Raw genomic sequence first — 23087 nt, 5'->3', positions numbered from 1 at the left:
CTTTCGCGAAAAGCCCCAAGGAGATTGCAGATGGCCAAACGTATCCAGTTCCGTGCCCATGGCGGCCCCGAAGTACTCGAGTATGTAGACTACCAACCGCCAGCACCGGGTCCGCAACAAGTTCGCGTCAGCAACAAGGCCATCGGCCTGAATTTCATCGACACCTACTTCCGCAGCGGCCTGTATGCACCGCCATCCTTGCCCTCGGGCCTGGGTGCCGAAGGCGCCGGCGTGGTCGAGGCGGTCGGCAGCGAAGTCACTCAATTCAAAGTCGGCGACCGCGTGGCCTATGGCAGCGGTCCACTGGGCGCTTACAGCGATGTGCATGTGCTGCCGGCGAGCAATCTGGTGCATTTGCCGGATGCCATCAGCTTCGAACAAGCTGCGGGCGTGATGCTCAAAGGCCTGACCGTGCAATACCTGCTGCGTCAAACCTATGACCTGAAAGGTGGCGAAACCATCTTGTTCCACGCCGCCGCTGGCGGTGTCGGCTCGCTCGCCTGCCAATGGGCCAAGGCGCTGGGCGTGAAGCTGATCGGTACGGTCAGCTCGCCTGAAAAAGCCGCCCTCGCCAAATCCCTCGGTGCCTGGGAGACCATCGACTACAGCAAGGAAGACGTCGCACAGCGTGTGCTGGAATTGACTGACGGCAAAAAATGCCCGGTGGTCTACGACGGCGTCGGCAAAGACACCTGGCTCACCTCGCTGGACAGCGTAGCGCCACGAGGCCTGGTGGTGAGCTTCGGCAACGCCTCGGGCGCGGTGGATGGCGTGAATCTGGGGATTCTGGCGGCAAAGGGCTCGTTGTACGTGACCCGGCCGACGCTGGCGACTTACGCCAACAACGCCGAGAACCTGCAAGCCATGGCCGATGAGCTGTTCGGGATGATCATCAGCGGCAAAATCAAGGTTGATATCAGCCAGCGTTATCCACTGGCAGAAGCGGCCAAGGCCCAGACCGAGTTGTCGGCACGGCGTACGACCGGGTCGACGATTCTGTTGCCGTAAGCTGACCGCCTGATCGTTGATCGTTCCCACGCTCCCGCGTGGGAATGCATCCCGTGACGCTCCACGTCACATCTAGAGCGGACGCAGAGCGTCCATTGAGGCATTCCCACGCGGAGCGTAGGAACGATCAATTAACAGGGGTTCTACTGCGACTTCAACCCGGGCGAACGATCTTGCCGGTCGCCAGATCACGAATCAGGCTCGGATTCTTCCGCCCGCCGAGATTACCGCCCAGCACCATGTCGATTTGCCCGCGGAAGTATTGCTCGACTCGGATCCGTGTGCGCGCCGCCGGCCGGCCCTGGGGGTTGGCCGAGGTCGACACCAGCGGTCCGACCAGCGCGCACAAATCCCGGACTTGTGGGTGATCACTGACTCGCAAGGCCACCGTGTCGTGAACCCCGGTGATCCATTCCGGCAGCATGCCCTGGTGCGGCACCAGCCAGGTATTGGGCCCCGGCCAGGTGCTGGCCATACGGTCCATCCAGGCTTGCGGGAAGTCTTCGAAAAGAAAATCGAACTGACGGATGTTGTCAGCGATCAGGATCAGACCTTTATCCACAGATCGCGACTTGATCGCCAACAGGCGATCCACCGCCTCTTCGTTCCACGGGTCGCAACCCAGGCCCCAGACGGCTTCGGTTGGATAGGCAATCACCGCCCCTGCGCGAATTTCTCGTGCGGCTTGTTGCACACGCCAACTGCTGACCATTGCTGACTCTCCGGAATAAGGCTGAGCGCAGTTTACCGATCTTCGTTACAAAACCTAGCTTACGCGCGCAAACCAGCGTCCGCTTTCGCAAACTGCCCGGCCGTCCATCTCCAGCTCGGTTAATGCCGCCAATACCTTCGGTAAAGCCCAACCACTGGCGCCAGCCAAGGCTTCGCTGGTGTGCGGCGCTGCATGTAGCAAGCGCAACAATGGGTGATCGGCCTTCACTGGCACCACCTCGGATGGTGCCAGGTTTTGCCAGCCACGCAGGGCTTCGAGAACATGTTCGATGGTTTCCACCAGTACCGCGCCATCGCGGATTAGCTGATGACAACCGCGGGCACCGGGATGATGGATCGACCCAGGAATCGCATACACCTCGCGGCCCTGTTCGGCTGCCAGCCGCGCGGTAATCAACGAACCGCTGGCAACACTGGCCTCAATCACCAGCACGCCCAGGGACAAACCGCTGATGATCCGATTGCGCCGAGGGAAGTTGCTGGCGTGCGGCCCGGCGTCCAGCGGGAACTCGGAAACCACCGCGCTGCCTTGGGCAATCATCGCTTCGGCGAGTTGACGGTTGCGCTGTGGATAAAAACTTTCCAGCCCTGTGCCCAGCACGCCGACGGTCAGCCCGCCCACGTCCAAAGCGGCCTGATGCGCGGCGCCGTCGATGCCCAGCGCCAAGCCGCTGGTGATGACAAAACCGGCACCGGCAAGGCTGCGGGAAAACGCCGCGGCAGTATCCATTCCAGGCCGCGAAGCACGACGACTGCCGACCATCGCCAGCTGTGGTTTTTCAAGAATGTCCGGATCGCCGGCAACGAATAACAGCGGCGGGGCGTCGCACAGCTCGGCCAGCAGAGCAGGGTAGCCCGGCTGGTCCCACATCAGTAAATGCTGGTCCGCACGTTCAAGCCAGGCCAATGCATGGCTGGCACCGTCACGGACATCGGCACTGCGTCGGGCCTCGGCGCACGCAGCAGGCAGGCCCAATGAGCGCCAGGCACCAGCGGGTGCGCTGATGGCTGCGCAGGCCGAACCAAAGGCGTCGAGCAGCTTATGAAAACGTCGGGGGCCGAGCTCCGGCAGACGGTGCAAACGCAAACGGGCTTCCAGCTCCGCAGGGGAAACCGGGGATATAGCAGACAGCGACATAGGATCATCCTTGATCGTTATAAGTCCTGCTCAGACAGGAACAAGCTGTGGATAAGTCTGTTGGTAACTTGTTGAGAGTTTCCGTTTTTTTAAGGATTTTTGACCTTGTCCATCACTGCCAAAGAGCGCGATGCATTCAATACCAGGCCATAGCTGAGCTTTTCATAAGTGCGGAACACCATCAGCAATCCGGCGCGTTCATCCGGGATTTTCACCTCGCTGCCCGTCACGCGATCACGAACGGTTTCCCCGGTTTTCATCACCGCCAGCACGTTGCCTTCGACCAAGCCATCACGATAGCCCTTGTTCAGGGTCACCACGTCGAGCACGCCAATCTGCGTCACACCGCGTGGCACATCGATAATCACGCCGTTGATCTCGTTTTGTGGCGAGCTGGGCATAAAATTCGAATTGATCGCCCGTTCCTCGCCACTGAATAATCGGTCGCCGAGGCGAACCTCCTGGGTCGTGCGTTGCAGGGCCAGCGTGGCGACATCACCTTCAGTGGCAACGATTTCACCGGCGCCGATATCGTCGGCGTTGATCCCAAGGAACTCTTTACTCTGTGGGTCTATGTAGACCTTACCCTGACGGAAGATGCCATAGACCGATTGCGCCGGGCCGAACTTGCCGCGGGCATAGATTCGGTCGCCCGTACCACTGAGCACCCGCTCGGCATCGCCGGCGACGATGTATGGCGCCTTGTCGAACACCTCGACCGTGTCGACGATACGGTTATTCAGCAAGAAGCTGTTGATCGTCTGCAGAGGAACGCTCGCAACGGCATCGGCCACCGGCGTGCTGCGGATTTGCGGTGACAGTGTGATGGTGCCCCGTGAAGCCCCACGATTGAGGGTCAAGCGTGGCTGGCCGTTGACGTAGACCAGTGACAGCGAGTCGCCGGGGTAGAGGAGATTGGGGTTTTCAATGTGCGGATTGACCTGCCAGATCTGCGGCCACTTCCAGGGTTCCCGGAGAAATTTCCCGGAAATATCCCAGAGTGTGTCACCAGCCACTACGGTGTAATGCTGTGGAAAACCGTCCTTGAGTTGCACTTGCGCCTGCGCGATACCGGCCAAGGCCAGCAGCAGCAGGGCGAGTAGTGATTTCCTCATGCAGTGAATCCCTTTATTATGTACGTTCGCGTGAAACGCCAGAGCCCCCCGAGGCTTGCTCCCTTCCAGGAGAACGTTTTACAACGGCAGCCTGAGTCTACGGACCCACCAGGCACCGACTTTGACTTTACTCACACGTGCAGCAATTACGCCTATGGCCATTTTAGACATCCTCGAATTCCCTGACTCGCGCCTGCGCACTATCGCCAAACCTGTGGCTGTAGTGGACGACGAAGTGCGTCAGTTGGTCGATGACATGTTTGAAACAATGTATGAAGCACCCGGCATCGGCCTGGCTGCGACCCAGGTCAACGTGCACAAACGCGTGGTGGTCATGGACCTCTCCGAAGACCGCAGCGAGCCACGGGTGTTCATCAACCCCGAGTTTGAAGTCCTGACTGACGAGATGGGCCAGTATCAGGAAGGCTGCCTCTCGGTACCGGGCTTCTACGAAAACGTCGATCGCCCGCAGCGCGTGAAGATCCACGCACTGGACCGTGACGGCCAGCCTTATGAGCTCATCGCCGACGGCCTGCTGGCGGTGTGCATTCAGCACGAATGCGATCACCTCAATGGCAAGTTGTTCGTCGACTACCTGTCCACGCTCAAACGCGACCGGATCAAGAAGAAGCTGGAAAAACTACATCGCCAGCACGCTTGATTCCCTTCTTCCAAAGGCTTGCTGCGGCAAGCCTTTTTCTTTTGCGAGACTTCTCACATGACTGAGCCACTGCGCATCGTCTTTGCCGGCACCCCCGAATTTGCCGCCGAACACCTCAAGGCCCTGCTCGACAGCCCTTATGAGATCGTTGCGGTCTACACCCAGCCGGACCGTCCGGCGGGCCGTGGGCAAAAGCTGATGCCAAGCCCGGTCAAGCAACTCGCCGAGCAGCACAACATTGCCGTTTTGCAGCCACCGACCCTGCGCGACGCAGCGGCCCAGGCTGAACTTGCGGCTCTGAAGCCGGACTTGCTGGTGGTGGTGGCGTACGGCCTGATCCTGCCGCAAGTGGTGCTGGATATCCCACGCCTGGGCTGCATCAACAGCCACGCTTCGTTGCTGCCACGCTGGCGCGGTGCGGCGCCGATTCAGCGCGCCGTCGAAGCCGGTGATACCCAAAGCGGTGTGACGGTGATGCGTATGGAAGCAGGCCTGGACACTGGGCCGATGCTGCTCAAGGTCACCACCCCGATCAGCGCCGACGACACCGGCGGCAGCCTGCATGACCGTCTCGCCGAGATGGGCCCGCCGGCCGTGGTTCAGGCCATCGCCGGTCTGGCCGCAGGCACTCTGGAAGGCGAAGTGCAAGACGACAGCCTCGCCACCTACGCTCACAAGCTGAACAAGGACGAAGCGCGCATCGACTGGAACCGTCCGGCCGTCGAGCTGGAACGCCTGGTTCGCGCGTTCAATCCTTGGCCGATCTGCCACAGCACCCTCAATGGCGAAGCCCTGAAAGTCCTCTCTGCGAACCTCGCCGATGGCCAAGGCGCGCCGGGTGAGGTTCTCAGCGCCAGCAAGGACGGCCTGATCGTCGCTTGCGGCGAGCAGGCCTTGTGCCTGACCCGTCTGCAATTGCCCGGCGGCAAGGCGCTGAACTTCAGCGACTTGTTCAACAGCCGCCGCGAGAAATTCGCCGTCGGTACCGTGCTGGGTCAAGCGGTGGATGCCCAATGAACCCGCGTCTGGCCGCCGCCAAAGCCCTGACGGCTGTACTCAACGGTAAAGCCTCACTCAACAGCTCCTTGCCGACGCAACTGGACAAGGTGGAAATACGTGATCGTGGTTTCACCCAGGATCTGGCCTTCGGCACCGCTCGCTGGCAACCGCGCTTATCGGCATTGGCGGCCAAGCTGCTGCAAAAGCCGTTCAAGGCTGCAGACGCCGATGTCGAGGCGTTGCTGTTGGTCGGTCTCTACCAATTGCTCTACACCCGCGTGCCGGCCCACGCTGCCATCGGCGAAACCGTCGGTTGCGCGGAAAAGTTGAAAAAACCCTGGGCCAAGGCCCTGCTCAACGCAGTGCTGCGCCGTGCTCAGCGCGAAAGCGAAGCGCTGCTGAGCGAGCTGGAACACGACCCGGTGGTGCGCACCGCCCATCCGCGCTGGCTGCAAAAATCCCTCAAGGCCTTCTGGCCTGAACAGTGGGAAGCCATCTGCGCGGCGAACAACGCCCATCCGCCGATGATTCTGCGGGTCAATCGCCGCCACCATTCTCGCGATGCTTATCTCAAGCTGCTGAGCGACGCCGGTGTGGTCGGCAAACCTTGCCTCTACAGCCAGGACGGCATTGTCCTCGACGAGCCGGGTGATGTACGCAACCTGCCGGGCTTCGCCGAAGGCTGGATCAGCGTGCAGGACGAAGCCGCGCAACTGGCCGCCGACCTGCTGGACCTGGCGCCGGGCCAACGAGTGCTCGACGCCTGCTGCGCCCCGGGCGGCAAGACCTGCCACATCATGGAAATCGAACCGAAACTGGCCGGTGTGGTGGCGGTGGATCTGGAAGCCAAGCGCCTGGTGCGAGTGCAAGAGAACCTTGAGCGTCTTGGCCTCAGCGCCGAGCTGATTGCCGCCGATGGTCGCGACACCGCTGCCTGGTGGGACGGCAAGCCGTTCCAGCGGATTCTGCTGGACGCGCCATGCTCGGCCACCGGGGTGATCCGCCGTCACCCGGACATCAAACTGACCCGTCAACCTGACGACATCGCCGCGTTGGCCGTGCTGCAAGGCGAACTGCTCGACGCCCTGTGGCCGACCCTCGACGTCGGCGGCATCCTGCTGTATGCCACCTGCTCGACCTTGCCGACCGAGAACACCGAAGTCATCGAAGCCTTCCTCACCCGTACCCCGGGCGCTCGTGAGTTGGACATCGCCGGCCAGCTCGGGCAGCCTGCAGCAGGTCTGAAACAACCCCACGGCCGGCAGTTGCTGGCACAAGAGGGCGGCCATGACGGTTTTTACTATGCCAAGCTGATCAAGATCGCCGCTGCACGCGGTTAACCGGTTTCAAGGGAGTGAGTGGATGAAAATCATCATCCTCGGCGCAGGGCAGGTCGGCGGTACGCTGGCGGAACACCTGGCCAGCGAAGCCAATGACATCACCGTGGTCGACACGGACGGCGAACGCTTGCGCGATCTCGGTGATCGGCTCGATATCCGCACCGTGCAAGGCCGCGGCTCGTTCCCGACAGTGCTGCGTCAGGCTGGCGCCGACGATGCCGACATGCTGGTGGCGGTGACCAGCAGCGACGAAACCAACATGATCGCCTGTCAGGTCGCCCACACCCTGTTCCACACCCCAACCAAAATCGCTCGCGTGCGCGAAGCCGCCTACTTGACTCGCGCCGGCCTGTTCGACAACGACGCCATTCCGGTCGACGTGTTGATCAGTCCGGAACAGGTCGTCACTAATTACATCAAGCGCCTGATCGAACATCCCGGTGCCTTGCAAGTGATCGACTTCGCTGAAGGCAAGGCGCAACTGGTGGCGGTCAAGGCTTACTACGGCGGACCGCTGGTGGGTCAGCAACTGCGGCAGTTGCGCGAGCACATGCCCAATGTCGAAACCCGTGTTGCAGCGATCTTCCGCCGTGACCGACCGATCCTGCCCCAGGGCGATACGATAATTGAGGTCGACGATGAAGTATTTTTCATCGCCGCAAAAGCGAATATTCGTGCAGTAATGAGTGAAATGCGCCGCCTCGATGAAAGCTACAAACGCATCGTGATTGCTGGTGGCGGGCAGATTGGCGAGCGCTTGGCCGAAGCCATCGAAAGCCGTTATCAGGTGAAGATCATCGAGATGAACCCGGTGCGTTGCCGCCACCTCTCCGATACCCTCGACAGCACCGTGGTGTTGCAGGGCAGCGCATCAGACCGCGACTTGTTGCTGGAAGAGAACATCGCTGACGCCGATATCTTCCTGGCGCTGACTAACGATGACGAAGCCAACATCATGTCGTCGCTGCTGGCCAAACGCCTGGGCGCGAAAAAGGTGATGACCATCATCAACAACCCGGCCTATGTCGACCTGATCCAGGGTGGCGACATCGATATCGCCATCAGCCCGCAGTTGGCAACCATCGGCACCTTGCTGGCCCACGTGCGTCGCGGCGATATCGTCAGCGTTCACTCGTTGCGCCGTGGTGCAGCGGAAGCCATTGAAGCGATTGCCCATGGCGATGCCAAGTCGAGCAAAGTGATCGGCCGCGCCATCGAAAACATCGGTTTGCCTCCGGGAACCACCATTGGCGCGATTATTCGCGACGAAGAAGTCATCATCGCCCACGATGACACGGTGATCGAGACCGGCGACCATGTGATTCTGTTCCTTGTGGATAAAAAACATATCCGCGATGTGGAGAAGCTGTTCCACGTTGGCCTGAGCTTTTTTTGACCCACACAAATAGATCGTTCCCACGCTCTGCGTGGAAATGCCGCCATGGACGCTCTGCGTCCGCTCCGGATGTGACGCGCAGCGTCACGGGATGCACCCCCATGCGCAGCGTGGGAACGATCATCAACTGAAGGACACTGCCCCATGATCGAATCCCTGGAAAAAATGCTCGCCAAGGGTGTGGATAACTCGCTGCTGCGCTTCGGTCTGGGCAAGGGCTATCTGGATTTGGGCGAGAACGCCAAAGCGGCCGAGCATCTGCAACGCTGTGTGTGTTTCGATCCGAAGTATTCCGCTGCCTGGAAGCTGCTGGGCAAGGCGCATTTGGCGTTGGCGGACTATCCGGCCGCCCGTAAGGCTTGGGAACAGGGGCTCGAAGCCGCGCGCGCTCATGGCGACAAACAGGCGGAAAAGGAAATGACGGTGTTTTTGAAGAAGCTTGATCGCCAGGCTAAGTGATCAAAAAACAGTCAGTTCAGAGATAACGCAGTCCTATGCCTTCGGCGTCGACCTGTACCACTTCCATACCCACCCACGGCGCAGCCACCGGCAAGTCTTGCACCTGCCCATAGACCACCGCGCCCTTGGTCAACGCCGAGAGTGCCGGATGTTTCACGTATACGCTGCTGGCCGAGAGATTGCGTGTCTGGCCCAGGCACTCGCCAAAGCTTTCGTGCTGGATTTTAATGCGAAAGGATTTGCGGTGATCGGACATCTGCTGCGCCCTTGTTCAAACTGCTGTGGATAACATTGAATCCAAAACTATCCACAGATCATGCCAGTTAGCTGTAGGCGCGAGGCCTGCCCGGGATAAGACTCAGTACCAGCGCGCCTCGCCCGCCGGACGTTTCTTGAAGCGCTTCATGCTCCACATGTATTGGCTCGGATAAGCCCGCACGTATTTCTCGACGACCTGGCTCATCGCCGCGCAGGAAGTCTCGGTATCGGTGCTGTACATGGCTTCTGGCGCGGCTTCGAGGATCACTTTGTAGCCAGAACCGTCGGGCAGGCGCAGGGCATGCAGGAACACACCGACCGCTTTGCCGCCCGCGAGCATGTTCGGCACGAATTTGCTGGTCAGCGCCTTGGTCGCGAAGAACGGCACGAAAATCCCGGCGGATTCGGCCGGTTCCGGGTCAGCCGGGATGCCCACCGCACCACCTTTGCGCACTTCCTTGATAACGCTGAGGATGCCTTCCTTGGTGGACGCCGCGACGCGGTTGCCCAATTGCACCCGCTGCTTGCGCAGCAACTCATCCACAGCCTTGAGTTTGGGTGGCCGATAGAAAATGATCGGTTTGCACTGACTGCAATAGAAGTGATTCAACACTTCCCAGTTGCCGAGGTGGCTGGTGATACCGACCACGCCCTTGCCTGAGGCCAACGCTTCTTTCAGTACATCCAGACCTTCGACTTCACGCACCAGGTCAATAGAGCGTTGGGCAGGCCAGATCCAGGCACAGGCGCTTTCGGTCAGCGACTTGCCAATATCCATCAGGCTTTGCCCGACCAGACGCTCACGCTCGGCGGCGTCCATCTCCGGGAAACATTTGGCGAGGTTGATGCGCACCACGTCGCGGGAACGGTTGGGGGTTTTCCACATGACCCAGCCAATTGCCGCGCCTACCGCTTGCACCGCCCGCCACGGGAGCAGGGCAAACAACCGCAGAGCGCCTACCAGCAAGGCGCCTTTAAACTTATCCACAAGTCACTCCTGATCTTCTGAACCGACGTAATGATCCGTATCGCGAGCCGGCTATTCTAACCGCCCACTGCGCAAGATGGCGTAGCGATCACAATCGGTGGTGTGATCCATGACCATCCCCGAGGCCTGCATCAGGGCATAGCAAATGGTCGGGCCGACAAAGGTGAAGCCGGCTTTCTTCAAACCTTTGCTCATCGCTTCGGCCTCGGGCGTCACGGCCGGCACTTCGCTGCGATCCTTGAAATGATTGATCTTCGGGACGCCGCCGACAAACGACCAGAGCAGCGCCACCGGGTCTTCCAGCGCCATCCAGGCCTGGGCATTGCGCCGGGCGGCATTGAGTTTGAGACGGTTGCGAATGATCCCCGGATCGAGCATCAAATCGTCGATTTCGGCGTCGCTCATCTGCGCCACGCGCTGCACGTCGAAGCCGAACAGCGCCTCACGGTAGCGTTCGCGTTTCCTCAGCACGGTGATCCATGACAGACCGGCCTGGAACCCTTCGAGCAAAAGCAACTCGAACAAGCGCTGCGCATCGCGTAGCGGTACGCCCCACTCTTGATCGTGATAAGCCATGTACAACGGATCTTCGGAACACCAAAAGCAGCGTGGCATAAGGCTCCAGGGGGCGTGCGGACGAACGAATCGGGTATACTCCCGCTCTTTAAATCGCAGCCCAAGAAACAGGTGAATTTCGTGAGCCAGCCTACGCCAGCCGTGCGTACCTTCCAAGACTTGATCCTCGCCCTCCAGCAATACTGGGCCGAGCAAGGTTGTGTGGTACTTCAGCCCTACGATATGGAAGTAGGCGCCGGCACTTTCCATACCGCCACGTTTCTGCGCGCCATCGGCCCGGAAACCTGGAACGCCGCTTATGTGCAGCCCAGTCGTCGCCCGACTGACGGCCGCTACGGCGAAAACCCGAACCGTCTGCAGCACTACTACCAGTTCCAGGTAGTCCTGAAGCCGAACCCGGACAATTTCCAGGAACTGTACCTGGGCTCGCTCAAGCACGTGGGCCTTGACCCATTGGTGCACGACATCCGTTTCGTCGAAGACAACTGGGAATCGCCGACCCTCGGCGCCTGGGGTCTGGGCTGGGAAGTCTGGCTCAACGGCATGGAAGTGACCCAGTTCACCTACTTCCAGGCAGCGGGCGGCATCGAGTGCTACCCAGTGACCGGCGAGATCACCTACGGTCTCGAGCGTCTGGCCATGTACCTGCAAGGCGTGGATTCGGTCTACGATCTGGTCTGGGCTGACGGTCCGTTCGGCAAAGTGACCTACGGCGATGTGTTCCACCAGAACGAAGTGGAGCAGTCGACCTACAACTTCGAACACGCCAACGTCGAGAAGCTGTTCGAACTGTTCGACTTCTATGAAAGCGAAGCCAAGCGCCTGATCGAGCTCGATCAACCGCTGCCACTGCCAAGCTATGAAATGGTGCTGAAGGCCTCGCACACCTTCAACCTGCTGGATGCACGCCGGGCGATCTCGGTGACGGCGCGTCAGCAATACATTCTGCGTGTACGCACCCTGGCGCGTTCCGTTGCGCAAGCCTACTTGCTGGCTCGTGCCAAGCTGGGCTTCCCGATGGCGACCCCGGATTTGCGTGATGAAGTGTTGGCTAAGCTGGAGGCTGCACAATGAGTGCTCAAGATTTCCTGGTTGAACTGGGCACCGAAGAGCTGCCACCCAAGGCCCTGAACACCTTGGCCGATGCGTTCCTCGCCGGTATCGAGAAGGGCCTGCTGGCCGCTGGCCTGGGCTTTGAAGCCAAGCAGGTCTACGCCGCACCGCGTCGTCTGGCCGTGCTGATCACCAAACTGGCCACCCAACAGCCGGATCGCAGCATCAACCTCGACGGCCCGCCACGTCAGGCCGCCTTCGATGCCGAAGACAACCCGACCCAGGCCGCCCTGGGCTTCGCCAAGAAGTGCGGCGTTGACCTGAGCGAAATCGATCAGAGCGGTGCGAAACTGCGCTACAGCCAACGTATCGAAGGCAAGCCGACCGCCAGTCTGCTACCGACTATCGTCGAGGACTCCCTGAACGACCTGCCGATTCCGAAGCGCATGCGCTGGGGCGCTCGCAAGGAAGAATTCGTTCGCCCGACGCAGTGGCTGGTGATGCTGCTCGGTGACCAGGTCATCGACTGCACCATCCTTGCTCAGAAGGCCGGTCGCGACTCCCGTGGTCACCGCTTCCATCACCCGCAAAGCGTGCGCATCACTTCGCCTGCCAACTACCTGAACGACCTGCGCGCCGCGTACGTATTGGCCGATGCCAATGAGCGCCGCGAGCTGATCAGCAAGCGCACCACCGAGCTGGCAACGATGCAGGAAGGCACTGCGATTGTGCCGCCGAGCCTGCTCGACGAAGTGACCGCGCTGGTGGAATGGCCAGTACCGCTGGTGTGCTCGTTCGAGGAGCGTTTCCTCGATGTGCCGCAAGAAGCCCTGATCACTACCATGCAGGACAACCAGAAGTACTTCTGCCTGCTGGATGCCGACGGCAAGTTGCTGCCACGTTTCATTACCGTGGCCAACATCGAGAGCAAAGACCCGCAGCAGATCATCGACGGTAACGAGAAAGTGGTTCGCCCACGCCTGACCGATGCCGAATTCTTCTTCAAGCAAGACAAGAAGCAGAAACTCGAAGACTTCAACCTGCGCCTGCAAAACGTGGTGTTCCAGGAAAAACTCGGCAGCGTCTACGACAAGGCCGAGCGCGTTTCCAAACTGGCCGCGTTCATCGCGCCACACATTGGCGGCAACGCTCAATGGGCGGCGCGGGCCGGCCTGCTGTCCAAGTGTGATCTGGCAACCGAGATGGTCGGTGAGTTCCCGGAGATGCAAGGTGTCGCCGGTTACTACTACGCCCTCAACGATGGCGAGCCGCAAGACGTCGCACTGGCGCTGAACGAGCAATACATGCCGCGCGGTGCCGGCGCTGAACTGCCGACCACCCTGACCGGTGCGGCCGTGGCGATCGCCGACAAGCTCGACACCCTGGTCGGCATCTTCGGCGTCGGCATGCTGCCAACCGGTAGCAAAGACCCGTATGCCCTGCGCCGTGCCGCGCTCGGCGTGTTGCGGATCCTGATCGACAAGAAGCTCGAGCTGGACCTGACCGACGCCGTGGCCTTCGCCGTCGCCGCGTTCGGCGCCAAGGTCAAGGCTGCCGGCCTGGCTGATTCGGTGCTGGAGTTCATCTTCGACCGTCTGCGTGCCCGTTACGAAGACGAAGGCGTGGATGTCGCCACCTACCTCTCGGTACGTGCCCTGAAACCGGGTTCGGCTCTGGACTTCGATCAGCGCGTGCAAGCGGTGCAAGCGTTCCGCAAATTGCCGGAAGCGGCTGCATTGGCTGCCGTGAACAAGCGCGTATCGAACCTGCTGAGCAAGGCCGAAGGCTCGATCCCGAGCACCGTCGAAGCCAAGTACTTCGACAACGCCAATGAGTTCTCGCTGTACTCGGCGATCCAGCAGGCTGATCAGGCGGTCCAGCCAATGGCTGCGGCGCGTCAGTACAGTGAATCGCTGGCGCGTCTGGCAGCGTTGCGCGAGCCGGTCGATGCGTTCTTCGAAGCCGTGATGGTTAATGCTGAAGACGCCAAGGTGCGTGCCAACCGTTATGCGTTGCTGGCACGTTTGCGTGGGTTGTTCCTCGGTGTTGCCGATATTTCGCTGCTGGGCTAATGGTTTAAGGAGCGGGGCTTGAAACTGCTGATTCTCGATCGGGACGGGGTGATCAATTACGACTCCGACGCTTATATCAAGTCGGTGGAGGAGTGGATTCCGCTCCCCGGCTCGATCGAAGCCATCGCGCAGTTGAGCAAAGCCGGCTGGACGGTAGCGGTTGCTACCAACCAGTCCGGTATCGCTCGCGGCTACTACGATGTCGCGACCCTGGACGCCATGCACGAGCGCTTGCGCTCGCTGGTGGCGGAGCAGGGTGGCGAACTCGGGCTCGTCGTCTATTGTCCTCACGGACCCGATGAAGGCTGCGATTGCCGCAAGCCGAAACCCGGCATGCTCAAAACCATCGCCGCTCATTACGACGTGGCGCTGACCAGCCTATGGTTTGTCGGCGACAGTCTCGGTGACCTGGAAGCTGCAAAAGCCGTCGACTCTCAGCCAGTTTTGGTTAAAACCGGGAAAGGCGAAGAGACACTGGGCAAAAACCTACCGGTGGGCACCTTGATTTTTGACGATCTGGCGGCGGTTGCCGCAGAACTTGTGCGCAACTGAACTTATCCACAAATAGAGCGCTTCTGACATCCTGACCAAGGACAGTTCCGGAGTGCGCTTTTAATAGGCAAATGCCGCTATGTCGATCCTGCAGGCAATCAGAACTTTCTTCTTTTACCTGCTGCTGGGCACCACCTCGTTGCTCTGGTGCAGCCTCAGCTTTTTTATCGCGCCTTTTTTACCGTTCAAGGCACGTTATCGTTTTATCAACGTGTACTGGTGCCGTTGCGCGCTGTGGTTGAGCAAGGTATTTCTCGATATCCGCTTTGAAGTGAAGGGCGCCGAGAACGTGCCCGAACAGCCATGCGTGATTCTGTCTAACCATCAAAGTACCTGGGAGACGTTCTTCCTCTCGGCCTACTTTCAGCCCTTGAGCCAGGTGCTCAAGCGCGAGTTGCTCTATGTGCCGTTTTTCGGCTGGGCCATGGCCATGTTGCGTCCGATTGCCATCGACCGTGACAACCCCAAGGCAGCGCTCAAGCATGTGGCCAAGAAGGGCGACGAGCTGCTCAAGGATGGTGTCTGGGTGCTGATCTTCCCGGAAGGCACGCGTGTTCCATTCGGCACACTCGGCAAGTTTTCCCGGGGCGGTACGGCGTTAGCGGTCAACGCTGCACTACCGGTTCTGCCGATTGCGCACAACGCCGGCAAGTTCTGGCCGAAGACCGGCTGGGCTAAAAAGGCTGGCACTATCACAGTGGTCATCGGCGCACCGATGTATGCCGAAGGCGCCGGGCCGCGTGCTATTGCCGAACTCAATGACCGGGTTGCAGCCTGGAACGAGCAGGCTCAACGAGACATGGGCTCCCTGCCGCCCATCACCGCTGAACCGGAAAAAATGGCTGTCTGAGATTTTGTGGATAACCTGTGTACCGTTTTGTTGAAAACCGCCTGTTTCATCAAATAACTATATGATTTATATAGATATTTCTTAAGCTAATAAAACGACAAAAAACGTGCATAAGTTTTTATGGCAATAAAAAAACCGGTCCTTGAGACCAATGCCAGTCAGTTAAGGCATTACGCGAACCGTAGCAGCTGGCGAAGCCTGCGTCCGGCTGCGCAGCAGTCGTAAAACAGTCACTGCGGTATTCCAGACAAATCGTGGAAGCAGGATTTGCGACGGCTTCGCCGCCGGACGCAGCCTTCGGCAGCTGCTACGGGGGACAGTGCTGAACTTAAAATTCCTTAACTGACCGGCATTAGTCCTTGAGACCGGTTTTCTTTGCCTGTTGAATATCACTCCTCCAGCAGGGGAAGCTGAAGACTGAAGGTGGTGCCTTGCCCCACCATGCTTTCACAGAAAATCCTTCCGCCATGCCGATCGACGACTGCTTTGACCATTGAAAGCCCCAGCCCCAGACCATCACTGCCTTGGGCCGAAGCAAATCGTTGGTACTGGCTGAACAGCCGAGGCAGCTCATCGGCGGCGATACCTTTGCCCTGATCCGCGATCTCGCAGCTCAACCAGCCTTCAATGCAACTCATATGCACCGTGATACGCGAACCTGCCGGGCTGTATTTGATGGCGTTTTCCAGCAGATTGAACAGTGCACGGGTCAGCAGGGATTGGTCAGCCGAGACCATCCCTTCCGCCTCTTCATCCAGATCGTGAACAAGCTGAACATTCTTTAGCTGGGCGATGGTCATGGCCTGATCGAATGCATCCAGTATCAGCATCGCGAATATGCTTGGCTCGAATTGATAGGCCTCCGACTCGGCTTTCGCCAACTGCACAAACGCCTCGGTAAGGCTCAAGGCTCTGCGCACTTGCAGCTCGATCTGGTTGAACACCTGTGAATCGCCAGGCGCTTGGTGGCGTTGTATATCGAGTAAGGCCAGGATTGCCGAATGCGGTGCACGCAAGTCATGGGAAAGAAAGCGCAACAGCACCGCCCGTTGCTGCTCGGCATCGCGCTCGACGCTCAAGTCAGTGAGGCTGAGCAACCAGCCAATCGCCATCTCGCCTCCCACCGGTAACAGCGCAGCCAGGTCCAGGCGCAAGCTACGCTCCTGCGTGTCGCGGAACTCGACAATCTCCAGCGCCGACAACGGCGGCCGTGCGCCATCGATCAAGCTTGGGTAGCCGAGACTGGCCAGTTGATCGAGCAGGTTTTCGCCAACCAGGCTATTGGAGAACAATGCGCGGGCATTGCGGTTTGCCAGCAGGATCTGCCCATGCGGATCGCTGATCAGCGTGGCGACCGGAAGATACTCCAGCCCGTCGGCGATAAAGCGACGCGTGTCACGGGTGCGGGTCATGGCCTGTTCCAGCGCGACAATCTGCTCCTGCAGCCGATCTCCAGCCGGGGCCTGAGTACGGCGGCGTTCCGGGAGCACCTTGGGCTCACTGTCGAGGCGCGCCAGTTCCCAGCCGAAGTAGGCCAGCACAACGCTCAAGCGACGCCAGTTCCAGATCAGATAACCCAGTAATAACCCCAGCAGGCTGGCGGCCGGTGACCACCACCAGCCCAGTCGCAACAACAGGCAGGACGCCAGCAGAGCACCTCCCATGCAACCCAGAGTCAGCCAAAGCGCATGCCGTGGACGTAACAACAGCAAGCCAAGCAGAAACGCAACGACGGACAACGACAGCGCAATCGCCAAGCCATCGCCCAAGGGGACGATGCAGCGCTTTTGCAACAAGCCATTAAGAATATTGGCCTGTATCTCGATGCCGGGTGTCGTTCCGAGACTCGCCGACTGCGGCGTGACATAACGGTCTCCCAGACCCGGGGCGGTGGAGCCAATCAGGATCAAGCGATCACGCAGCAACTCGGGGGGGACTTCGCCCCGCAACACACTGACGTAAGGGACGCTGGGGAAACCGGCGTTGGCACTGATGAAAGGAACAAGAATCCTATAGGCTCGCTCCCAACCCTGAGCCGTCAACGAGGAGGGCGAGCCCGGCATCTGCTTATCGATAGGCTGGGTCAACTCATAGAGAAGCCAGGCCAGTTGGGCCCTTGGATTGTGCGCAGGTCCTTCGCGCAAATACACACTGCGCACGATGCCATCGGCATCCGCCTCGGCGTTGATATGCCCGATACCCTTGGCGCAGCTGCGTAGCGGTGGTACCGGTTCGATTTCGCCAAGAGATTGCCCGTAACGGGCGACACCTTCCCGAAGCAACGGCACGAAGACATTCCCGGCTCGGCAGAGCGCCTGGGCCAGGCGTTGGTCGTTTTCCGGAACGCTGGCCGGCTCGCTGAAGATGACGTCGAACAAGACACCCTTGGCATTCGCCGCACTGAGCCGATCCAGTAACTGTGCGTGCAGGTCGCGGGGCCATGGCCACTGGCCAAGCTGCTGCAGGCTGTAGTCGTCGATGGTAACGATGAGAATTTTCGGGTCGACGGGCAACGGGCTCAAGCGACGCAGGCTGTCATACAAAAGATTGTTCAGCGTCAGACCGTGGCTCAGGGACAAGACGGCCGTCAAGGGCAGCAGGATCAAACTGACCCACAACCATTCACGCACCAGGCCGCGAAACAGATGCTGGGCCTGAGTCGATTCACGGCTATCGGCCCCTTGCCAGCCCTTCATCGGCAGAATGCCGAGGCGTTATTGGGCACGAGTCGTACGGGGGTAATAGAAAATGTCATACACCCCAGTATCTCCTTCCAGCCCGTGCTCGTCGAACGCAGAGAGACGGACATGGTAGAAAAATGCCTTCAGGCCACTGAAGTTAACTTCGGGTGTGCTGGAAAACTGTTCCTGCTTAATGTTCAAGAAGTCGGTGTCGGTCGCGACCTGGGCTCGATAGCGCTTAGCCCCCTCCAGAGGTTTCATGATCAACTTCCAGACTGGCGTATCACCCTGTTGGCCGGCCTGCCCCATCAGCTGGGGGGCAGGTAACAAGTCGACCGGGGTTAGCTTGCCTTCTTTCTGAATTCGCAAACCTTGCCGTGCCATGACCTGAGCTTCGTCAGCGACAGGTGCTAGCGTTTTTTTGGCGGGAGGCTTGGTCGAGCTTCTTTTTACAGCATCTATAGCGCTGCCATCCCGATTGACTGCGACCTGACCATTGAGCACTTCAATCAGTGACAGCCCATCGTCATTGCGCACACGGAAATGCGTGCCTCGCACCCCTAGCACGCCGACCGGGGTCACTATCTGGAAGCGGTCGTAGTCGCTCGCACGCTTGATCACATAGGACTCGACCTGACCTTGCTCAAGAATGACCTGTGGAATGGAGCGTTCTTCATTCAGGTGCAACGTAACCTGAGAACTTGAGGGCAGAACCACGCGAGATCCATCGCCCAGAGACAAGCTGACGAAAGCCGAAGGGGAAGTCTTCACGCCTTCCTGTTCGTCAATGTTCATGCCTTCTTCCAGAGGCACCTGATTCCCTTTGGTATCGAGTTTCCAGGCCTCGCCGGTCAGGTGCTCAACGGTGGCCGGCAGTGGCTGACCACGACACTGTTGGTTTTCATCGATATAAGGCAAACGTTTGACGGCGAAAAAGGCTGCCGACGCGGGCTGTACGAACAGACTCATGAACCCGCCAAGAAGCAACAGGCAGGAGCCCAGGCGTCGAAATTGCAAAGAGGTAATTTGTTTCATTGGATTTGCTTTCACGCTCTTCTGGAAGTCGGGCCAGGAAAACTGTTTCATCAGCCTTACACACCATACCTGACCGGGCTCAGTGGCAGATAGCCATAATCAGGCTAGCCCTTCACGTGAGGCTGCAGAAGTCGAGATAAGGGAGATGTGTCAGCCTCGCTGATTGAGCGAGGGATGACACATCCCTGTGTCGCAGTCAGATCTAAGGTTCGACCCGGCTTTCCAGCGTGAGCAAGCACTCCATTTTTCCCCCCTACCGCAGATCCCAAGCAAGCTCGCGATCCGGTGCCCGCCAGATCGACGGAAACACTCCCTGTGTCGGAGCATTTCCTATGCCCCAGTGTGCCACTCAGCGATAAGGAATTTACCTACTGACAAGGCGCATAAAGTCGGTTTGCAATATTTGTTCAGAATTCTGAATCCGGGTTCAGAACACCCAACGCTGTTGTTCTTCACGCAGAATGGGCTGTGTGGTCTGGCTAAACTCAGCCTGTGGATAATTCACGGGAGCGAATCCTCGTGAATCATCGGGGCTGAAATACCATTCAGTTATTACTTCATTGACGTGAGGTACAGTCGTGGACTGCTCGGCTCCCAACCCGAGTCCCAGGTATGCAGCGAGAACCAGCGATGTCAGCCTGGTTAAATCCCTGCCATTTACAACCTTCGCGATCTGTTTTCGACCTATACGAAGCATGTTGTTCCCCATGTCCTTTTCCTTGAGGGTTGCGATATCGTTCTGCGGAAAAAACACTGGCAATAACAGTGCTCCTGTCAGCTACCGGCTAATTGACATCAGCGTACCGAGCCGTAAGGATGCTCGAGCAAATCCCCCATAATTGTTCAGATTCGAACTATCAGCCTAAACTCAGCGCCGTAGGACGTTTCAAAAAGCAATCGCACTCTCCGAGATGAAGGAACTACCCTGCATGCGTGTCGCAATATTGGATGACGAGCCCGCCGAGCTACGGCGGGTGGAACAGACACTGCGACAGATCCCGGCCACGAGAGAACAACCCTGGACGTTGCACAGCTTTGAACGAGGCGAAGATTTGCTGCGTCAGTTACGACGAGAAACATTCGATCTGTTGATCCTCGACTGGCAACTGCCCGACCTCAGTGGTTTGTCACTGCTGCGCTGGACTCGCGAACACATGGAAGCGCCACCAGCTGCGATCATGCTCACTAGCCGCGACGCGGAGAGCGACATCGTTCAGGCACTGAATGCGGGAGCCGACGATTACGTCAGCAAGCCGTTCCGACCCAACGAGCTCAAGGCGCGGGTGTCGGCTGTATTGCGCCGGCATGGCCTGCAACGTTCAACGGCTAACGAAGTGCAGAGCTTCAATGATCTCGAATTCGACGATGCTGAATTGACCGTCACCCGTGCCGGTAAGCCCATCAGTTTTACCGAGCGCGAATACCGCCTGGCACGCTGCCTGTTTGCCAACCTGGGCCGCCCGTTATCCCGGGAATATCTCTACGAGCGTTTCTGGACCCATGAAGAGATGGTGTCTTCTCGTCCTCTGGATACGCATATCTATCGATTGCGAAACAAGCTAGGCCTGACCGCTGATCGAGGCTGGCAGCTGCTGACCATTTACGGGTACGGCTATCGACTTGAAAGCGTCCCTCCCGCGAGCGAGTAGGGCGCAAGCTTCTTCAGTGACATCAACTCAACACATAAAAAAAGCCAACGCTGAGCGTTGGCTTTTTTTATTTCAGCAGATCACACCTGATGTAGGGTCACAAAATAGATGATTCTGAGCCCCAGCAAACATTGGCGGAAAATCATCTTTTTTGTGAGCAAGCCGGTTAGGATTCACAAAATAAATGAGAAAATCCTACTCGCCTCACACAATAGTTGGTTCCACGTGGAACATGCAGGCGGAGTAGTGTCGCATTGCAGTTTTTTGAACCAATTAAATGTCGTTTCGCTCGCCTCCCCCGCTGGAAGAGCTGAGTGGCTCAGGCTATGCCAACCCCATAGCCCCTTCCTAGCGCTCATCCGAGTAATCTTCTGCTTACATCTTTTCCCACACTGACAGTGATGGCATATTGACACCATCGCTCTGAAAGAATTGAAAAGGCATCCCGAAGCCGGTGCAGGTCAGACTGCCCCCCCCCCCCCCCCGACATACCTACAGGCTGGTCATTTAGAGGTAGGGGATGTTCAGCCAGGTTTACGATGCCGAACATCCTGGGTCAATGATGCGTACACCGACAATCCATCGACGACTCCCAGAGATGCTTCACTTGGGGCTATGTCGCATCGCGGGAAGGCTTGCTTTACAGCTTCAATCACGTAGGGCGCTCGGGACATTCCGCCGGTCAAAAACAACACTGGGGTGTATTTCTGAATCTCCGCGCTGACTTGCGCAAGAAGCTGCTGGAAAGTGCGCATGAAACTCTCGGCTGCTGATGCCAAGTGGGTAGCGGTCGCTTGCGCCACTAAGTTAGGCTCGATGTAATTCAGCGAACGTGCGCTATGTGCAGTTTCGCTCAGTTCGATCTTCAGCTTCTCCACGTCACGGTTCAGGCGCACGGGGATGCCCGGCTTCTGCAACTCCGCCAATCGGGAAGCGTACGGAAGTGGGGTATGAGTGAAGCGGCGGTCCCGGAAGGACTTCTGACGATTAAGATCACTCACTGACGCGGCATCCATAAACACCGGTGCCAACAACTCGGGGCATACTCCCTTGCCGAACAAAGGCATCACCGAGCGGAGCGAGAGGCCGAGGTCAACATCAATGCCGCCCTTCGGTTCACCCCAAGTGCACAGAATATGAGGCTGCGCGTCCCCTGTGCCGACTTCAGCCAATGCGATGTCGGTGGTTCCACCCCCGATATCGATGATCAACGCATGGTGAGCAGTGGCCGAACTGGTGTGGTAAGCCACGGCAGCCGCGGAAGGCTCATGTAGAAAATCGACTTTTTCGAAGCCAGCAGCAACGGCGGCTTCGGTCAGTATGGCAATAGCCTGCAACTCTCCGTCTGGACCTATCGAGCTGCGAAATTTCACCGGCCTACCCAGAGTCGCCTGCGTTACCTCTTTCCCGAGTTGTAAGCTGGCCTGTTCCCGGATGTGCTTAAGGATGCGGGTCACGATCCCGGTGATATAGCCGCGCTGGGCCATCTCGAGGCGAAAGCCCAGCATCGATTTTGGCGATTGGACCAACCGACCGGACTCGTAGATGAACAGGGCATCAATGGCTTCCTCGCCAAAGATCGCGGTATCAAGGTGAATGTCAGCCTCTTTGGCCTTTGCAATCTCATCGCTAAGCCAGCGACGCTTGATTGCATTGATGGCAGTTTCACGAAGGTCCTGATCGCTACTCAGATACGGTTTCGCGATAATGGTCCTGCGTTCTGCTTTTTCCTCTTCGGTCATCGGTTTGTTGTTGCGAGCTGCGACTCGAATGCGCATCTCTATCGCTGCGATATCCTCGCTGTATTTAGTAAGCCGCTTAGCATAAGACGATTTGGCAGAGCGAATTCCGTCGCTGATTTCTTGTTCGTGGAGCGACGTGAGTTCGAAGCCGGAAATATCGATTGCACGGTCGGGAAAGAATACCGACGTCCTGAATTGCGGCTGCCCATCGAACATGATGTGTTCGATGCGGCCGTTGCGAAAAGCTCCAGCGCTGGAGTAACTGGTTCCGAAATCAATGCCGATCTTCATGTGCGGTTCCTACCTTGGAGGGTAAGCCTCCGGCAAAGTCCTCTTGCCAGCCTAAGAGTAGTCAGGTCTTTAGGTGCCTGAGCAAAACCCTGAGTGACCAGGTGTGATTTTTTGAAAGCCGCTTCCCTCAAAAAATCAGTAAGCGTCCGGCAAACACGCCTTCCTGACGCCATCGCTTAGGGCGATGGTGTCAGAAGGGCGTGTTTGCCGGACGCTTACCCTCATTAGCACCCGCAGGCAAAATGGCCATCTCCAGTTCACCAGTTGATGCCTGTATCTAGGCTGGGTACCTATCTGCAAACAACGCCCATAGGGTGCTCAACAACGGGTGAAAAATTAAGAGGGAGGTCCGGCGGGTGTACGCCTTCAAGGCGGCGCGCGGTAAACCTATGCAGGCTGACTGATTTTTTCCGCTATGGTTTCTACTGAGCTTTACCAGTGTGAACGACACGAGCGTATCGCCATACGCGTGTTATGGACTAATTCGTTGGC

The 23087-nt window shown here is 58.5% G+C and carries 21 protein-coding genes; 11 read left to right on the top strand and 10 right to left on the bottom strand.

Annotation, left to right across the window (positions count from 1 at the left end; genetic code table 11):
* Positions 1-30: 30 nt before the first annotated feature.
* Positions 31-1008, top strand: coding sequence for a quinone oxidoreductase family protein (locus AC07UI_RS03130; RefSeq protein ID WP_494991082.1), 978 nt, complete (start codon positions 31-33; stop codon positions 1006-1008).
* A gap of 154 nt (positions 1009-1162) precedes the next feature.
* Here AC07UI_RS03130 and tsaC read toward each other — a convergent pair whose 3' ends face one another.
* From tsaC to AC07UI_RS03115, 3 genes are all read right to left on the bottom strand, one after another.
* Positions 1163-1720, bottom strand: a complete 558-nt coding sequence (tsaC, locus tag AC07UI_RS03125; RefSeq protein WP_494991081.1) for an L-threonylcarbamoyladenylate synthase type 1 TsaC — start codon at positions 1718-1720, stop codon at positions 1163-1165.
* A 54-nt stretch (positions 1721-1774) separates the two neighbouring features.
* Positions 1775-2878 carry a DNA-processing protein DprA gene (gene dprA / locus AC07UI_RS03120; RefSeq protein ID WP_494991080.1) on the bottom strand — a complete coding sequence of 368 codons (1104 nt, stop codon included), beginning with the start codon at positions 2876-2878 and terminating at the stop codon, positions 1775-1777.
* An 89-nt stretch (positions 2879-2967) separates the two neighbouring features.
* Entirely contained in the window at positions 2968-3993 is a 1026-nt protein-coding gene (locus AC07UI_RS03115; protein WP_494991079.1) for a LysM peptidoglycan-binding domain-containing protein, read from the bottom strand.
* A 154-nt stretch (positions 3994-4147) separates the two neighbouring features.
* Here AC07UI_RS03115 and def point away from each other — a divergent pair, with 154 nt between their 5' ends.
* From def to AC07UI_RS03090, 5 genes are all read left to right on the top strand, one after another.
* Positions 4148-4654, top strand: coding sequence for a peptide deformylase (def, locus tag AC07UI_RS03110; protein ID WP_494991078.1), 507 nt, complete (start codon positions 4148-4150; stop codon positions 4652-4654).
* 57 nt (positions 4655-4711) lie between these two features.
* The gene (gene fmt / locus AC07UI_RS03105) at positions 4712-5671 is read left to right on the top strand and encodes a methionyl-tRNA formyltransferase (RefSeq protein ID WP_494991077.1); all 960 of its coding nucleotides are present in this window, start codon (positions 4712-4714) and stop codon (positions 5669-5671) included.
* Positions 5668-6993: a 16S rRNA (cytosine(967)-C(5))-methyltransferase RsmB gene (gene rsmB, locus AC07UI_RS03100; RefSeq protein WP_494991076.1), complete on the top strand. Its 1326-nt coding sequence runs from the start codon at positions 5668-5670 to the stop codon at positions 6991-6993. Before fmt ends, rsmB begins: the two co-directional genes overlap by 4 nt.
* A gap of 22 nt (positions 6994-7015) precedes the next feature.
* Positions 7016-8389 (top strand): Trk system potassium transporter TrkA, encoded by a 1374-nt coding sequence (gene trkA, locus AC07UI_RS03095; RefSeq protein ID WP_494991075.1) that lies wholly within the window; start codon positions 7016-7018, stop codon positions 8387-8389.
* Positions 8390-8533: 144 nt separating this feature from the next.
* A complete protein-coding gene (locus tag AC07UI_RS03090; protein WP_494991074.1) occupies positions 8534-8848 on the top strand; it encodes a tetratricopeptide repeat protein in 315 nt (104 codons plus the stop codon).
* A 16-nt stretch (positions 8849-8864) separates the two neighbouring features.
* Here AC07UI_RS03090 and AC07UI_RS03085 read toward each other — a convergent pair whose 3' ends face one another.
* The 3 genes from AC07UI_RS03085 to AC07UI_RS03075 form a co-directional block, all read right to left on the bottom strand.
* The gene (locus AC07UI_RS03085) at positions 8865-9104 is read right to left on the bottom strand and encodes a PilZ domain-containing protein (RefSeq protein WP_494991073.1); all 240 of its coding nucleotides are present in this window, start codon (positions 9102-9104) and stop codon (positions 8865-8867) included.
* A 102-nt stretch (positions 9105-9206) separates the two neighbouring features.
* Positions 9207-10094 carry a lysophospholipid acyltransferase gene (locus AC07UI_RS03080; protein ID WP_494991072.1) on the bottom strand — a complete coding sequence of 296 codons (888 nt, stop codon included), beginning with the start codon at positions 10092-10094 and terminating at the stop codon, positions 9207-9209.
* Between the two features lie 51 nt (positions 10095-10145).
* Complete coding sequence (locus tag AC07UI_RS03075; protein ID WP_493062793.1) at positions 10146-10709, bottom strand: DNA-3-methyladenine glycosylase I; 564 nt, start codon at positions 10707-10709, stop codon at positions 10146-10148.
* Positions 10710-10790: 81 nt separating this feature from the next.
* Between AC07UI_RS03075 and glyQ the strand changes: the two genes are divergently transcribed.
* The 4 genes from glyQ to AC07UI_RS03055 all read left to right on the top strand — a co-directional run bounded on the left by glyQ (position 10791) and on the right by AC07UI_RS03055 (position 15197).
* Positions 10791-11744 carry a glycine--tRNA ligase subunit alpha gene (glyQ, locus tag AC07UI_RS03070; RefSeq protein WP_031319418.1) on the top strand — a complete coding sequence of 318 codons (954 nt, stop codon included), beginning with the start codon at positions 10791-10793 and terminating at the stop codon, positions 11742-11744.
* A complete protein-coding gene (glyS, locus tag AC07UI_RS03065; protein ID WP_494991071.1) occupies positions 11741-13795 on the top strand; it encodes a glycine--tRNA ligase subunit beta in 2055 nt (684 codons plus the stop codon). The genes glyQ and glyS overlap by 4 nt, the downstream gene beginning before the upstream one ends.
* A gap of 18 nt (positions 13796-13813) precedes the next feature.
* Positions 13814-14347, top strand: a complete 534-nt coding sequence (gmhB, locus tag AC07UI_RS03060) for a D-glycero-beta-D-manno-heptose 1,7-bisphosphate 7-phosphatase (protein WP_494991070.1) — start codon at positions 13814-13816, stop codon at positions 14345-14347.
* 79 nt (positions 14348-14426) lie between these two features.
* Positions 14427-15197 carry a lysophospholipid acyltransferase family protein gene (locus tag AC07UI_RS03055; RefSeq protein ID WP_494991069.1) on the top strand — a complete coding sequence of 257 codons (771 nt, stop codon included), beginning with the start codon at positions 14427-14429 and terminating at the stop codon, positions 15195-15197.
* Positions 15198-15586: 389 nt separating this feature from the next.
* On the opposite strand, the gene AC07UI_RS03050 is transcribed toward AC07UI_RS03055, so the two are convergent.
* The 3 genes from AC07UI_RS03050 to AC07UI_RS03040 all read right to left on the bottom strand — a co-directional run bounded on the left by AC07UI_RS03050 (position 15587) and on the right by AC07UI_RS03040 (position 19673).
* Complete coding sequence (locus AC07UI_RS03050) at positions 15587-17893, bottom strand: CHASE2 domain-containing protein (protein ID WP_494991068.1); 2307 nt, start codon at positions 17891-17893, stop codon at positions 15587-15589.
* 18 nt (positions 17894-17911) lie between these two features.
* Positions 17912-18847 carry a FecR family protein gene (locus tag AC07UI_RS03045; RefSeq protein WP_494991182.1) on the bottom strand — a complete coding sequence of 312 codons (936 nt, stop codon included), beginning with the start codon at positions 18845-18847 and terminating at the stop codon, positions 17912-17914.
* Between the two features lie 493 nt (positions 18848-19340).
* Positions 19341-19673, bottom strand: a complete 333-nt coding sequence (locus AC07UI_RS03040) for a hypothetical protein (protein ID WP_494991067.1) — start codon at positions 19671-19673, stop codon at positions 19341-19343.
* Positions 19674-19842: 169 nt separating this feature from the next.
* On the opposite strand from AC07UI_RS03040, the gene AC07UI_RS03035 reads away from it, so the two are divergent.
* Positions 19843-20562 (top strand): response regulator transcription factor, encoded by a 720-nt coding sequence (locus AC07UI_RS03035; protein ID WP_494991066.1) that lies wholly within the window; start codon positions 19843-19845, stop codon positions 20560-20562.
* 524 nt (positions 20563-21086) lie between these two features.
* Here the strand turns inward: AC07UI_RS03035 and AC07UI_RS03030 are convergent.
* A complete protein-coding gene (locus AC07UI_RS03030) occupies positions 21087-22595 on the bottom strand; it encodes an Hsp70 family protein (protein ID WP_494991065.1) in 1509 nt (502 codons plus the stop codon).
* Positions 22596-23087: the final 492 nt, after the last annotated feature.

It is taken from the genome of Pseudomonas sp. GW821-FHT04C07, from assembly GCF_059420325.1.
Note: the sequence above shows the minus strand (reverse complement) of the source record. Positions and strands in the feature narration are given on the sequence as shown.